General features: G+C 71.6%; 10 protein-coding genes. All 10 read right to left on the minus strand.

The genetic code is table 11. The features are described from left to right. Positions 1-19: 19 nt before the first annotated feature. Positions 20-412 carry a TIGR03618 family F420-dependent PPOX class oxidoreductase gene (locus NYZ98_RS22450; protein ID WP_262844829.1) on the minus strand — a complete coding sequence of 131 codons (393 nt, stop codon included), beginning with the start codon at positions 410-412 and terminating at the stop codon, positions 20-22. A 185-nt stretch (positions 413-597) separates the two neighbouring features. Further along, complete coding sequence (locus tag NYZ98_RS22455) at positions 598-3,453, minus strand: DUF7507 domain-containing protein (protein ID WP_262844830.1); 2,856 nt, start codon at positions 3,451-3,453, stop codon at positions 598-600. A gap of 160 nt (positions 3,454-3,613) precedes the next feature. Then, complete coding sequence (locus NYZ98_RS22460) at positions 3,614-6,211, minus strand: M20/M25/M40 family metallo-hydrolase (protein ID WP_262844831.1); 2,598 nt, start codon at positions 6,209-6,211, stop codon at positions 3,614-3,616. Next, positions 6,201-7,472: an MFS transporter gene (locus tag NYZ98_RS22465; RefSeq protein ID WP_262844832.1), complete on the minus strand. Its 1,272-nt coding sequence runs from the start codon at positions 7,470-7,472 to the stop codon at positions 6,201-6,203. The genes NYZ98_RS22460 and NYZ98_RS22465 overlap by 11 nt, the downstream gene beginning before the upstream one ends. Beyond that, the gene (locus NYZ98_RS22470; RefSeq protein ID WP_262844833.1) at positions 7,469-8,725 is read right to left on the minus strand and encodes an ATP-grasp domain-containing protein; all 1,257 of its coding nucleotides are present in this window, start codon (positions 8,723-8,725) and stop codon (positions 7,469-7,471) included. The genes NYZ98_RS22465 and NYZ98_RS22470 overlap by 4 nt, the downstream gene beginning before the upstream one ends. Beyond that, positions 8,722-9,993, minus strand: coding sequence for an ATP-grasp domain-containing protein (locus NYZ98_RS22475; RefSeq protein ID WP_262844834.1), 1,272 nt, complete (start codon positions 9,991-9,993; stop codon positions 8,722-8,724). The genes NYZ98_RS22470 and NYZ98_RS22475 overlap by 4 nt, the downstream gene beginning before the upstream one ends. A 123-nt stretch (positions 9,994-10,116) precedes the next feature. After that, positions 10,117-11,010, minus strand: a complete 894-nt coding sequence (locus tag NYZ98_RS22480; RefSeq protein ID WP_262844835.1) for an amino acid ABC transporter permease — start codon at positions 11,008-11,010, stop codon at positions 10,117-10,119. Further along, positions 11,007-11,681, minus strand: coding sequence for an amino acid ABC transporter permease (locus tag NYZ98_RS22485; protein ID WP_262844836.1), 675 nt, complete (start codon positions 11,679-11,681; stop codon positions 11,007-11,009). The genes NYZ98_RS22480 and NYZ98_RS22485 overlap by 4 nt, the downstream gene beginning before the upstream one ends. Before the next feature lie 59 nt (positions 11,682-11,740). Further along, entirely contained in the window at positions 11,741-12,580 is an 840-nt protein-coding gene (locus NYZ98_RS22490) for a glutamate ABC transporter substrate-binding protein (protein WP_262844837.1), read from the minus strand. 116 nt (positions 12,581-12,696) lie between these two features. Beyond that, the gene (locus NYZ98_RS22495) at positions 12,697-14,166 is read right to left on the minus strand and encodes an aldehyde dehydrogenase family protein (protein WP_262844838.1); all 1,470 of its coding nucleotides are present in this window, start codon (positions 14,164-14,166) and stop codon (positions 12,697-12,699) included. Between the last annotated feature and the right edge of the window lie 21 nt (positions 14,167-14,187).

Genomic DNA, 14,187 nt, shown 5'->3' on the forward strand with positions numbered 1-14,187 from the left:
GTCCCCGGGGCCGGGGGCCTCAGCCCGTGCCGCTGATCTTCTCGGGCTCGATGACGAAGATCACGCGTACCTGGTCGCGGCCGCCCCACCAGGGGTACGGGGTGCCGAGGTACCGCTGGGCGAGCATCTCGATGTGGTCGGCCGCGCCGTCGGTGACGACCTCGCGCACCCGGCCGCGCACCTGGAAGTAGCTCGAGGGGTCGTCGGGGTGGGAGATGGCGACGGCCACGCGGGGGTCCCGCTCGATGTTCCTGGTCTTCACGTGGGTCAGCACGCTGTTGACGAGCACGTGCTCGCCGTCGGTGTCGGCCCAGGTCTGGGTGACCTGCGGCGAGCCGTCGGCCATGGTGGTGGCGAGGTAGCAGGTGCTCGCCTGGCGCAGCAGCTTGAGCAGTTCTTCGGGAAGTTCCACGCGATCCCCTGGCCCCGATCGGATACCGGAGCCTTCGGCCACCCGGCATGGTCCGCGGCAGCATACCGGCTGCCCGGAAACAGCAGGCGCCGCGACCCCCTCTCGCGGCGACCGGGCGGCGGGCCCACCATCGACAGGCCACCGGGGGTCTCCGGCGGGCGGGGTGCCCGCCGGAGACCGGGGTGTCAGTAGCGTTCGGCCAGGCCCGAGTTGATCTCGACGAGGGCCAGGGTGGCGTCGGTGTAGCGCAGGAGGTTGCTTCCTGCGGGCAGGGCCAGGGTGGCCTGCGCGTACCGCGCGGCGTCTCCCACGGTGGCGAAGCCGAGCCGGGTGGCGGTCACGGTGCGGACGGAGGTGCCGGCGTTGATCCGCCGGGTCGCGAGGTTGAGGTAGGTCGCCAGCAGTTCGGCGCGCAGCGTACGCGGCTGGAGCACCGGCAGCAGCAGGGTGGCCGAGGACTCGGGAAGCGACAGCCTGCCGTCCGGGGCCGTGCCGTCGGCCCCGTCGAACCGGGTGTCGGTGGCCTGCGTCCTGGCCAGCGCCTCGGGGGTCCGCAGGTTGGCGAAGGTCGCCCAGATCGCGGTGGGCCGCGGGTCGCGGCTCGGCGCCACCGTGGTGATCGTGGTGGCCGCCGTGTCGGTTACCGGGGCGAACACGCACCCGCCCTCGCTGGTGAAGCTCAGCGACGCCGGCCCGCTCACTGTCGCGCCGCCCACCATGAGCAGGCTGGGACGGGCGCTGAAGGTGATCGTCGCGCCGGCGCCGGCCGCGACCGTGCCCACGTTCCAGCGCAGTGTGGTCGTGCCGTCGGCATTACGGGTGACGGCGGTGGGCTTCGGTCCGGTGCCGGTGTCCAGGGCCTGGCTGTAGTAGACCTGCGCCGGGAGCGTCTGGGTGACCGTGACGCCGGCCGCCGTGGCGCTGCCCGCGTTGCGGTACGCGAGGCCGTAGGTGATCGCCTCGCCCGCGCCGGCCGAGGCCGTGGCGGTCTGGTCGAGGGTCATGACCGGGGCGTGGACCGTCGTGGACACCGACGTGCCGTTGTTCCCGGTCAGGGTGTCGGGCTCGGGGACGCCGCGCTCGTTGGTGCCGGTCGTGGCCGCCCGGTTGGTGATCGTGGCGCCGTCGGCCGCGGCGCAGGGCACCTCGTAGGTGAAGGTCTCGGCCGCCGTCCCGTCCTTGGCCAGGTCGGGCAGCGTCCGGGTGACCCTGGTCCCGTCGGGCAGGGTGTCGGTGACCGAGACGCCCACGGCCTTGGCCGGGCCCTTGTTCGTCGTGGTGACGCGGTAGGTCAGGGTGTCACCGCCCCGCGCGTCGGCCTTATCGACGGTCTTGGTCACGGCGAGGTCGGCGGGCGGGTTGAACAGCAGCAGGTCCTCGCCGGTCAGCTCGCGCGGCGATGTGCCGTGGGCGCCGTCGGCGAACAGCGTGCTGTTCCTGAAGTCGTAGACCAGGCGGTCCCAGTCCGACCAGCCCTTGAGCGTCTCGCCCGGGGACGCGCCGCAGGCGTTGTCGATCGCGGTGAGGTTGTTGATGTCGGCCGGCTGCCCGTTGACGAAGTTCCCGTCGCCGTTCCAGTCGATCCGCTGGTTCGCGCGCGCGGTGCGGATCGCCCCGCCGACACCGTAGGTGAGGAGCCTGCTCCCCGCCCCGGTGAGCCCGGGGACGGCCGTCTCGTCGAGCCCGGTCTCGACCAGGTCACCCGTGGGGACGGCCTGGTAGTCGAGCGGGCGGGCCGGGTCGCCGGCGAGCGTCTGGTAGGTGTAGCTCATCACGCTGAGGTAGTTCGGCTTGCAGTTGATCCCGTCGAGGGTGCCGTCGTCGCGGCGCCCGCCGTGCCCGAGCCCGAGGGTGTGGCCGAGCTCGTGCATGAACGTGCCGGTCTCCACGGCCGCGAGGCCGCCGCCGGAGGGGATATAGGTGGGGTTGACCCCGCCCAGGGTGACGATGAAGTCGTTGCCGCCCTTGGTGTTGAGCTCGGAGCTCCCCGAGGACGTGGGGGATGTCGCGTTGTCGGCGAAACTGTGGGCGAAGATCATGTACCGGAAGACGTCCCGCTTGGCCCGCAGGATGTTCGCGCAGTTGGACGAGGCCCGGTCGGCGGGGGTGCCGAAGCGGCCGGCGCACGCCGCCCGCGGGTTGCCGAGCTTGATGTCGTCGAAGTCGTCGGCCGCGCCCGGGCCGCTGCGGTTGAACAGGATCGACGCGATCTCGGGGATGGCCTCGCCCGGCATGGCGTGCAGGGTGATGCCGTTGACCCCGTCCGGGTTCGGCACCGGCGCGCCGGCGAACGCGGTGGTCACCGCGTTCAGCACGCCCGCCTGGGGCGCGTGGGAGTGCGGGCTCGCGCAGCCGGCGGCGGCCGTGCAGTCCATCCAGTCCGCCTCGACGAACAGGTCCTTGTGGTTCACGTTGGCGCTGAACGGCGGGGCGTTGAGCGCGAGGTCGACGGTGCCGTCGTCGTCGACGTCGATCCCGTTCTTCTCCCACGCGTCCAGCAGGCCGTCCCTGTCCCGGTCGGGCCCGATCTCCAGGCAGACGCGCACCGCGGGCTTGGGGTCGTCGCCGAAGATCCCGCCCCCGGGCTCGCCGTTGCCGTCGACGCATCCCTCCGGCGCCGTGAGGTCGCCGCTCGGGACACCGGTCCGCATGTTCACCGTGAACTCGAGGTTGCCGGTGCCCGACCTCGGGCTCGCGTCGCCGAGGTCGTCCGGGCTCGTGGAGTCCTGGTCCCAGATCTGCAGGCCCACGCCGATGTCGCCGTCGCCGTCGACCTGCGCTGTGGTCGTCCAGCCCTCCGGGGTGACCGAGTCCTGATCCTCGGCCGCGCGCGGTGTGGTGAAGGTGGGGGACCCGCTGATGGTCATCTTGGCGTAGAAGTCCGGCGCGCTCTCGCCGGAGTCCTCCAGCCCCTCGTTGCGGCAGGGGTCGATGCACTCGACCTTGGTGATCGTCACGCTGAGCGGTACGGCGTCCGCCGCCGACGCCGGCGGCGGTGCGGGCCACCCGGCCAGCGTGACCGTCATGAGCAGGGCGGTCACGCCGCCCAGTGTGCGTACCCGACGTCTCCACAACCGCATCGCGGCCTCCTGATTCCTGGGAACGTTCCCAGAGCGAGGGTCCGCGCCTGCGGCCGCGAGCACATGAGTAACCCCCTACTCACCCCCCTTTACCGGGACAAATCAGTTCCCACAAATACGGTCAGATGGGACGAGGAGGGCGGCTCCTGTCGTTGGCGCGGGCCAGCTCGACGAGCAGCAGCGTTTCGGCCAGGCACGCGTTCGCGAAGTCGCCGAGGTGCAGGCTCTCGTCGGCCCCGTGCACACGGGCGTCCGGGTCGGATCCCGCGCTGGTGACCAGGATGGCGGCGTCGGGGAACGCGTCGGCGAACTCGGCGATGAACGGGATCGTGCCCCCGATCCCGACCTCCACCAGGTCCTTGCCGTAGGCCGCCCCGAAGGCCACGCGCGCCGCGTCGAACCCGGCCCCCCGCGTGTCGATGGCGTACGGCCGGCCGAGCGAGCCACGGGTGAGCTCGACCTGGACCCCCCAGGGCGCGTGGTCGCGAAGGTGGCGCGCGAGGCTCTCCCACGCGGCGTCCACGTTCTGGCCGGGGGCCAGCCGGACGCTGACCTTCGCGCGGGCCGACGGCGCGAGGGTGTTCGAGGCGTCGGCCACAGGCGTGGCGTCGATGGCCAGCACGGTCGCGGTCGGCTTGGCCCAGATCCGCTCGGCGATCGTGCCGCTTCCCAGCAGCCGCACCCCGTCGAGCATTCCGGCCTCGGCGCGGAACCGCTCCTCCGAGTACCCGGCCTCGGAGGCCTTCCCCACGACGAGCCCCTCGACGGCCACCTCCCCCTGGTCGTCGTGGAGGGTGGCCAGCAGCCTGCACAGGGCGGTCAGCGCGTCGGGGGCGGCGCCCCCGAAGACGCCGGAGTGCACGCCGCGTTCCAGCGCCCGCACCTCCACCACGCAGTCGACCAGCCCGCGCAACGTCGTCGTCAGGGACGGGACGCCGACGTCCAGGTTGGCGGAGTCCGCGAGGACGGCGACGTCGGCCCTGAGCTTGTCGCGGTGGCGACGGAGGAACGCGCCGAGCGTCGGCGACCCGATCTCCTCCTCACCCTCGACGAAGACGGTGACCCCGACCGGGGGACGGCCGCCGAACAGGCGCAGCACCGCGAGGTGCGCCGCGATCCCCGCCTTGTCGTCGGCCGACCCCCGGCCGTACAGGCGTCCGTCGCGCTCCAGCGGGGTGAACGGGGGGCTCGTCCACTTGCCGGGGTCGCCGGTCGGCTGGACGTCGTGGTGGGCGTACAGCAGGACGGTCGGCATGCCGGGAGGCGCGGGGAAGCGGGCCACCACCGCGGGCCGTCCTCCCTCGACGTCGTCGAGGATCTCGGTGTCCGGCGCGCCGGCGTCGTCGAACAGCCGGGCGGTCAGCTCGGCCGAGCGGCGCACGTCCTCCGAATGGGCGGGGTCGGCGCTGACGGAGGGGATCCGGATGAGTTCCTCGAGGTCACGCCGGACCGAGGGCAGGACCTCCGCGAGCGCCGCTCGCAGGTCGTCGCTCATGGACGTCTCTTCTCCGGCCGAGGCCACGGTCTGGAACCTGATCAGGGAGGCCGCGCGGCTCGCGGCGGCGGCGGCCGACTCCGGATCCCGGCCGCCCGCGAGGACGTAGCCGGCGCGGCCACGGTAGTCGGTGAGCGGCGCCAGCACCTCGCCGAGCCTGCTCATCTCGCCGATCCGCACGACGCCCCTGACACCCAGCGCGTCCTGGAGCCCCGTGACGGCGATGATCCTCCCGGCGGGCGGCGTCAGGAAGCGCACCCCGGCCGCGGCGAGCGGGACCTCGGGGACGGCGGGGAGCAGCCCGTGAAGCAGGGCCCGCGCCGAGGCGGTGGCGAGGTCGACGCCCGAGACGAACTCGACCATCTCCCAGATCCGCGCACCGCCGTACCGGGTGTTTATCTCCACCACCGTGGCGCCGTCGCCGTAGGTGATCACCTCGGTGTGGCCGGGCCCCCACGCGTGCCCGACGGCGTCCAGGGCCCAGAACACGGCCGCGGTCGCGTTCTTGCGTTCCAGGTCGCCCAGCGTCGCGGGCAGTTCGTGGGAGGTCTCCACGAAGTGCGGTGGCCCGGTGGTGTGCTTCTCGGTGACGGCCAGCACGCGGTGCTCACCGGCGGCACTCATCGTCTCGACGCTGATCTCGTGACCCTCGATGAACTCCTCGGCGAGCACCTGGCCGGCCGCGCACTCCCGGGCGGTGTGCGCCCACGCCGCCTCCAGGGTGGTCTCGCCGTCGATGAGCGAGATGCCCCGGCCGCCGTTGCCGTCGGCCGGCTTCACCAGGACCTTCCCCCGGCAGGTGCTCACGAAGGCGCGCAGGTCGTCGATCCCGGCGCAGAGCCGGTACGCGGTCGTGGAGAGGCCGCGTTCCGCCAGCCGGTGCCGCATGGCGGCCTTGTCCCTGGTGAGCCGCACGGCCTCGGCGGGGTTCACCCGGATGCCCAGCGCCTCGCCCGCGAGACTGGTCGGGTACAGGGCGAACTCGGTGAGGCCGAGCATCGCGTCGACCGGCCGCCAGCGGTGGATCGCCCTGACGCAGGCCAGCAGCGACTCGGTGTCGGTGATGCCGGCGGTGAAGGTCCGCAGCGCGGCCGTGCGGACGAACGGGTCGTCGGCCCCTGGCCGGTCGACCAGGGTCAGCGCGATCGGTGCCCCGACCAGCTTGCCCACGATCTCGGGGCGCGCGCCGACCAGCACCAGATGCGGGAAGCTCTCAGTGGACATGGTCCTCCTCCGGGACGGTCACGGGCTCGTGGTCGATGCGCTCCCGCTCGGCCCAGCGCGCCACCGGCGGGGTGGCCAGCCCGGCCAGCGCGAGCAGGACGCCGAGCGCCAGCCAGCCGGCGGGCCCGGCGGGCAGCACCAGCGCGGCCAGGACGAACGCGCCGCACACGTCCATGGCGGAGAAGCCGAGGTTGAACACCGCGAGGAACCTGGCGCGCGAGGCGGCGGGCGACAGCAGCAGGGACAGCCCCCACGAACCGGACGCCTGCCACATCTCGGCGAAGGTGAGCGCCAAGGTGGCCAGGACCAGCAGGGCCCCCAGGCTCCACGGGGCGGCCGCCATGTTCTCGTGCGTGGCGGCCAGCAGTCCCGTGCAGGCCAGGAGCAGCCAGCCCGATCTTCGCAGGGCTCGCGAGGCGCCGTTCGCGTCCTCGGTGCCCCGGGTCATTCGCACCTGGAGGACCACGACCAGCACCGCGTTGACCGCGATGAGCACGCCGATCAGCGACTGCGGCGCCAGGTGGTGGGTGACGATCCACAGGGGCACGCCGACCGCCAGGATCTGCCGGTGGATGCTGAGCAGCCCGGCGAGCGCGGTGACCACCAGGAAGGCGGGCCGGCGGCGCACCAGGTCCCTGCTCGGCCCGCGCGTCTTCCTGACCGGCACCGTTTCGGGACGGAGCACGATCCGGCGCAGCAGGTACGCGGCGATCGCGAACGTGGCGGCGTTGCCCAGGACCACGACGAGCATCGAGACGCGGCCCGGGAGCAGCAGGATGATCGCGGCGATCAGCGCGCCGAGGGTGAAGCCCGCGTTGCGGATGCTGCGCAGCGCGCCGGCGGTCTTGACCCGGTCGGCGTCGTCCACCGCGCTGGTGACGAAGGACAGCAGGATCGGCTGGCTGGCCCGTTCGGCGAGGCTCAGGAACACCACGACGGCGACGAACCCGGCGAAGTTCTGCACGAACGCGTACGCGACGAACCCGGCGGCCCGCCACAGCTGCAGGCTGATCAGCACCTTGCGGACGCCGATCCGGTCGGCGAGCCCGCCCCACAGCACCGAGCACGACAGCCCGATGACCGCGCCCAGCGCCAGGCCCTGCCCGATCTGGGCCGGCGTCAGGAGCAGGACGGTGGTGAACAGCACGACGGACGCCGAGGTGAAGGCGCCGTTCCCCGCCGAGTCGATGATCGACACGACCATGAGGCGGCGGGCGTTCGGGACAGCCCACAGGCTGTTGCGGAACTTCGGCATCCTCATCGCAGGGCGATCTCTATCAGGGACACCGCGTGCGCCGCGCGGTCCAGGGCCTGCCCGGCGTCCTCGCCGACCACCAGGACGTGACCGACGCGGTCCTTGGACGCGAGCGGCTCCGACACCTGGTCTCCGGCGGCGGCCCTGACGTCGACCGCGCACACACCCGGTGCGGCCGTCGCCGCCGCCACCCCGCCGACCCGCTCGACCGTGCCGGACGGCGAGGTGAGGAAGGTGATCGCGCTCGCCTGCCCTGCCGTCTCGGGCATGGCGCTCCCTTCGGCTCCCGCGGTCATCAGCGCGGCGTAGCGGGCGATGAAGGGCACGCCGTACGCGAGCGCGATGAGGTCGGTGATCCGGTCGCCGGGGAGGCGTCCCGCGCACTCGACCAGCACCGGCCCGGTGGTGGTCAGCAGCCATTCGCAGTGCAGGATGCCGGACCGGAACCCGGTCGCGCCGACCAGCGTCTCCATCAGGCCGAGCAGTTCCTTCGGCAGGACCCGGCCGGCGGGGGCCGGCACGACGTGGCCGGTCTCGACGGGATGGCGGCCGGGCAGCACCCGTTTGGCCGTGACGTTGGAGAACACCACCTCGCCCGCGTCCACCAGGCACTCGACGCTGACCTCGTCCCCGTGGACCCGCTCCTCGACCAGGAACCTGGTCGGCGGTGGCGGGTCGAGCCGGCTCTGGCCGGCGGCGGCCGTCGTCTGCGCCCACGCCTCCGCCAGGTCGTCGCCCGGATCGAGCAGCACCACTCCGAGGCTGCCGGAGCGTCCCGTCGGCTTGAGTACCAGGCCGTGGTGGTCCGGCCCGCCCGCCACCGCCAGCTCGCCCGCGGCCGCCTCCAGTTCGGCGAGGCCGGCCACCACGCGCCAGCGGGGATTGGGCAGCCCGGCCGCCTCGGCGACCTCGCGCAGCCTGAGCTTGTCCCCGAGTATTTGCGCCGCCTCCACGCCCGCGCCCGGCAGCCCGAGCCCGGCGGCCAGGCGTGCCGAGGCGACGGTGGAGGTCTCGTCGGTGGCGGGCAGTATCCGGTCGACGGATCGCGGGAGGCGGGCGATCAGCTCGCCCAGGTCCTCGTCGTGGACGAAGTCGGCGGCGATCAGCTCGGTGACGACCGGGAACTCCGCGAGGCGCTCGCGCAGCCCGCGCCCCTCGATGACGGCGGGGTGCTCGACGACCAGGACGGGTTCGTCCGGCATCTGTTCCTGGAGACTGTTCAGCATCTTGACGCCGAACCCGACGATGAGCGTGGTCAAGAGGGGTCTCCCGTCATCACGGCCGCCTGTTCGAAGACGAGCCGCCCTTCCAGCTCCTTGATGAGCCGGTAGTCCGTCTCGATGGCGGCCCAGCTCGGGGCCGCCTGGATGACCCATCCCAGGCTGGTGCTCATCCCGGTCGTGCAGGGGACGAACTTGCCGTTCTCGGGGATGAGCATGCCGCGGAAGGTCGGCAGGTCCCGCACCACGTCGAAGCTCTCCACGTTGCGGAGGATCCCCTCGTGCGCGGCGCCCAGCCACACGGTCCGCACCTGCTGGAGCAGCGCGTAGCCGGGGGTGAACTCGCCGTCCAGGTGGTGCCGTACCGTGCGCTCGACCTGGTTGTCGCCGGTCGCGAGCGAGCCGGAGAGCATCATGCAACTGCCCGATGGCCTGGTCGCCAGCTCGACCAGCCGGGGGCCGTCCGGTGAGAGGATCACCTCGGCGTGGGTGCACCCGTTGCGGATCCCGAGGGCGTGCGCGGCCTGCATCGTGTACTCGGCGAGCGGCGGCACGTCGGGGTGGCCGGGCGGCAGGAAGTCGGCGACGTCGTAGATGCCGATCTCGCCGTCCTTGGTGTACTTCTCGTAGCGGCAGACGTCGACCAGCCCGTGCCGCCCGTCCACCGAGTACAGGTCGACGATGTATTCGGGGCCCCGAGCGAACTCCTGGATGATGACGCGGTCGTTGACCAGGCCGTAGTGGTTGCGGGAGCCGATCAGCCGGTCGAAGAACGGCCGCCAGTCCTGCCCCGCCTCGATGAGCTTGACGTCCTCGGCGCCGCTGCTCTTGGGCGGCTTGATGACCAGGGGGCAGTTCTCCAGGCCGTGGCGGCGCAGCCAGGCGGCGATGACCCTGGCGTCGCCGGAGCAGATCGTGCGGAGGTGCGGGACGCCGTGCGCCTCCAGCGCCTCGACCATCAGGCCCTTGTCACGGTGGGCGGGGGCCGAGCCCGGCAGGTTCCCCGTGCCGGGGAGCAGCCGGTCGACCAGGTCCGCGGCCAGTTCCACGCCCGGCTCAAGGCCCGGGACGATGCAGACCGGGTCGTAGCCCTTCACCGTCGCGGCGAGGGCGTCCAGATCACCGTCATGGTAGTGGACGGCCGCGAAGTCATCGGGAAACCAACGGGGAAGGAACGCTTCCATCGGTTCAGGAGTGCTCATCACGGCGACCGGTTCGACACCCCGTGCCCGGAATGCGCTGGCGAATCCCCGGGAGTCTCCGAAGGGAATGTGATAGGCATCGACGATGATGGCGAATCGGTCCATCCGGGTCCTCACTGATCGACGACTTCATGGCCCAGCAAATCGCAATGGAGAGCGACCCGATACCGTGGATCGCAGAAAGCCTGATCTCGGACGCAGATAACACCGGCCTACCGGCCGGCCATTTCAGGTGACCGGGCCGATCGCATACCCCCTCGAATCGATGCGCGCCGGGGACAGGGCTTTCGCCCGGCCGGGAATTCGCGGGTCAGGGGCCGGATTGCGCCGGTCCAGCCGGACGGCGAGCGCGCCGAGGCCGATGTTCAGCGCGATGTAGATCACCGCGATCACCATGGCCGCTGGAATCAAATTGGAAAAGGTCGCCGGAATCAGGCGTATTCCGGCATTGAGCAGATCCTCGTAGGCGACGATCCAGCCGAGCGCGGTGTCCTTCAGCAGGACCACGAGCTGGCCGACGATCGCCGGCATCATCGCGGTGACCGCCTGCGGCAGCAGGACGTGCCGCATGACCTGGGAGGTCCGCAGCCCGATGGCGTAGGCCGCCTCGGACTGGCCCCGGGGGACCGACCGCACACCGGCACGGAAGATCTCGGCCAGGACCGACCCGTTGTACAGCGTCAGGCCGATGACGACCGAGGTGAACGCGGAGAACGAGCGCCCGAGCAGGGCGAACGACCCGGCCTGGACCAGGAAGATCATGATGAGCAGCGGGATCGCCCGGCAGAACTCCACCACCGCGCCCACCGGCACCCTGATCCACCGGCGCGCCGACATCCTGCCCACGCCGAGCGCGACGCCGAACGTCAGGGCGAGCACGGCGCTCACCACCGTCGCGGTGAGCGTCCCGAGCAGGCCGGGCAGTAGCAGGCCCGTCCACACCTGGACGTCCAGGAACGGCTTCCAGAGCGCGGAGTCCCACTGCCCCTTGGCCTGCAGCCGGGTACCGATCGCGTATCCCGCGCCGAGCACCGCCGTCACCACCAGCAGCGTGACGACGTTGTTCCGCAGCCGTGCCCGAGGGCCCGGCGTCTCGTACAGCACGTTCACGCCGGCCCTCACCGCGACACCGCGAGCCGCCTGGCGAGCCGGCCGAACACCAGCCCGGCCGGAATCGTCAGCACCATGAAGCCGAGCGCGAAGCCGGCGAAGACCTGGACGCTCGCCCCGTCCTCGTCGAAGAGCAGCTTCATCTGGCGGGACGCCTCCAGGTAGCCCACCACGTAGACGACCGTCGTGTTCTTGGTGAGCGCGATGACGATGCTGCCCAGCGGGGCGATGACGGCGCGCAACGCCTGCGGCAGCACGACCAGTCGCGCCGTCTGGGTGAACGTGAGCCCGATCGACCGTGCCGCCTCGATCTCCCCCCGGGGCACGGTGTTGACGCCCGCGCGCAGCGCTTCGCACACGAACGCCGAGGTGTAGCAGGACAGCCCGACGATCGCCAGCCAGAAGTTGTCCATCGACAGGTCGTCCCGGGAGAAGTGCACGTCCAGCGTCGCGCCCAGCCCCAGCCCGCAGAACAGCAGCACCAGGGTCAGCGGGGTGTTGCGCAGCACGGTGACGTACAGCGTGCCCGCCGCCCGCAGGGCCGGGACGGGGGACACCCTCATCAGGGCCACCACCAGGCCGAGCGCCGCCGACCACAGACCGGCCGTCACGGCGAGCCGCACGGTTCCCCAGAACGAGACGAGGATGACGCCGAAGTGGTCGATGAGCGTGTCCGTTCCCATCCGGGGGGACGGGCCCGGCCGCCGGGGCACGGCGGGCGCCGGGCGCGCGGCCCCTGCCGTCAGCCGCAGCCTTCCGGTCGCGGCTGCTTCGCGTCGAACTTGAAGTTCGCCGCACCGAACCGGAGCCGCATCATCTCCTGGGCGGCGCCCGTGGCGAACATCTTCTGGATGGCCCGGTCGACGGCCTCGCAGCCCTTCTTGTCGTCGAGCCGCATGCCGACGCCGTACCTCTCGTCGGAGAAGTTCTTCCCGACGATCCTCATCGTCCCCGGCTGCTGTGCCGCGAAGCCGGCGAGGACGGTGTCGTCGCTGGACACCGCGTCCACCTGGCCGCCGAGCAGGCGGGTGACGCACTCGGCCCACCCGCCGACCTCCTGCACCTTGGCCTTGACGTGCTGCTCGTCGGTGATCCTCTTGGCCGACACCGAGCCGCTCACCGAGCAGAGCGTCTTGCCCGCGAGGTCCTCGACGCCGGTGATGGAGGTGTCGCCGGCCCGGACCAGGATGTCCTGATGGGCGACGTAGTAGGGCCCGCCGAAGGTGACCTTCTTCTTGCGGTCGACGGTGATCGAGTAGCTCGCGAAGACCAGGTCGACCTGGCCCTGCTGGATGAAGGGCTCGCGGTTCGCCGAACGCGTCTCGACCCAGGTGATGTCCTTCTCCGCCACCCCGAGTTCCTTGGCGACATATTTGGCGATGTCGACGTCCAGCCCTTCGACGGTGCCGTCGGGCTTTTTCACGCCGAGGCCGGGCTGGTCGTATTTGATGCCGATGACCAGCTTTTTCTCACTCGCCGCCTTGTCGACGATGGAACCGGAGGTCTGCCCGCCACAGGCGACCAGTCCGGTGGCCAACAGGATCGCGGACGTCGCCATCCGCGGACCGCTGGAAGTCCTCATGGTCCTCTCCTTTTCGGCCGCTTTCGAAGCGACCGGCCGGCGGCACGGTGGATATATGACGGGGGCCCCGGGATCACCGAGGCCCCCGCCCTTTCGGGAGGGCTTTCGGGCGGTCGCTATTCGGATCCGACACGAATCGCGACGGCCTTGCACCGGGTGTACTCACGGAGGGCCTGGAACCCCTTCTCCCGTCCGAAGCCGGACTTCTTGTAACCGCCGAATGGTAGTTCGACGGCGCCGGCCGCGCTGTAGTTGTTGACGAACACCTGTCCGACGCGCAGTTCGCGGATCAGCCGTTGCGCGAGGCCCACGTTCTGCGTCCACACCCCCGCGCTCAGCCCGTACGGTGTCCCGTTGGCGAGCGCGATGGCCTCGTCGGCGTCGGAGAAGCCGGTGACGCACAGCACGGGGCCGAAGATCTCCTCGTGCGAGATGTCCGAGCCGGGCGGCACGTCGTCGAAGATCGTCGGCTGCACGAAGAACCCGTCGCCCAGTTCCGGGTCGTCGGGCAGGCCGCCGCCCGTGACGAGCCTGCTGTCGCGACGGCCGCGCTCGATGTAGTCGAGGACGCGGGACCGCTGCTTGGCGCTGATGACCGGGCCGACGTCCGGATCGGTCCGCCCGGCGCCGATGCGCAGCATCTTGAACACCTCCACCAGGGCGGCCACGACCATGTCGTGGATGTCCTCGTGGACCAGGACCCGGGAGCCGGCCGAGCAGTTCTGGCCGGCGTGCTCCACGATCGAGGCCACGATGAGCTGGATGGCCCGCTCGGGCTCGAAGTCGGGGAACAGGATGTGCGGTGACTTGCCGCCCAGTTCGAGGGTCACCGGCACGATGTTCTTCGCCGCGCTGGTCATCACCATCTCGCCGACGGCGCGGGACCCGGTGAAGGCCAGGTGGTCCAGGCCGTCGTGGGCCGACAGGGCCGCGCCCGCCTCGGCGCCGTAGCCCGGGACGACGTTGAGCACGCCGGGCGGGAATCCGGCCTCCAGGGCCAGGTCGCCGAGCCGGAGCGCCGTCAGCGGCGCCTCCTCCGCGGGCTTCAGCACGCAGCAGTTCCCCGCGGCCAGGGCCGGGGCGATCGTGCGGGCCGACACCTGCAGCGGGTAGTTCCACGGCACGATGTGGCCGCAGACGCCGTGCGGCTCGGGCAGCGTGTAGGCGAACAGGTCGGGCGTGGACAGCAGGGTGTCGCCGAAGAGCGCCTCGGCGCACCCGGCGTAGAACTCGAAGTAGCGTGCCGCGACGTCCGCGTCGACGTAGGCCTGCCGGATCGGCTTGCCGGTGTCCAGCGTCTCCAGCTCGGCCAGCTCGCCTCGGTGCGCGCGCAGCACGGCGGCCATGCGGCGGCAGGCGTTGGCCCGGTCGGCGGGTGAGGTCCTGCGCCAGTCGCTCTCGAAGGCGGACCGCGCCGAGGTGACGGCGAGGTCGATCTCCTCGGTCCCGCAGCGGGCGACGCGCGCGCACAGGAGACCCGTGGAGGGGTCGAGGTCGTCGAAGCTGTCGCTCGCCTCGATGTGCTCACCACCGATGATCGCCTGCCGTACGGGCAGCCGCTCCGTCCTGTTCGTCGTCATGGTCATCGTGTCAGTCCAATCTCGGCC

The sequence above is a fragment of the Sphaerisporangium corydalis genome (assembly GCF_025506355.1).
Classification (GTDB): domain Bacteria; phylum Actinomycetota; class Actinomycetes; order Streptosporangiales; family Streptosporangiaceae; genus Sphaerisporangium; species Sphaerisporangium corydalis.

What these genes read in the sequence shown, in the direction of transcription:
- NYZ98_RS22460 (WP_262844831.1), bottom strand. Translation starts at nt 6,211, where the DNA reads ATGTCCACTGAGAGCTTCCCGCATCTGGTGCTGGTCGGCGCGCGCCCC.
- NYZ98_RS22465 (WP_262844832.1), bottom strand. Translation starts at nt 7,472, where the DNA reads ATGAGGATGCCGAAGTTCCGCAACAGCCTGTGGGCTGTCCCGAACGCC.
- NYZ98_RS22475 (WP_262844834.1), bottom strand. Translation starts at nt 9,993, where the DNA reads ATGGACCGATTCGCCATCATCGTCGATGCCTATCACATTCCCTTCGGA.
- NYZ98_RS22485 (WP_262844836.1), bottom strand. Translation starts at nt 11,681, where the DNA reads ATGGGAACGGACACGCTCATCGACCACTTCGGCGTCATCCTCGTCTCG.
- NYZ98_RS22490 (WP_262844837.1), bottom strand. Translation starts at nt 12,580, where the DNA reads ATGAGGACTTCCAGCGGTCCGCGGATGGCGACGTCCGCGATCCTGTTG.
- NYZ98_RS22495 (WP_262844838.1), bottom strand. Translation starts at nt 14,166, where the DNA reads ATGACCATGACGACGAACAGGACGGAGCGGCTGCCCGTACGGCAGGCG.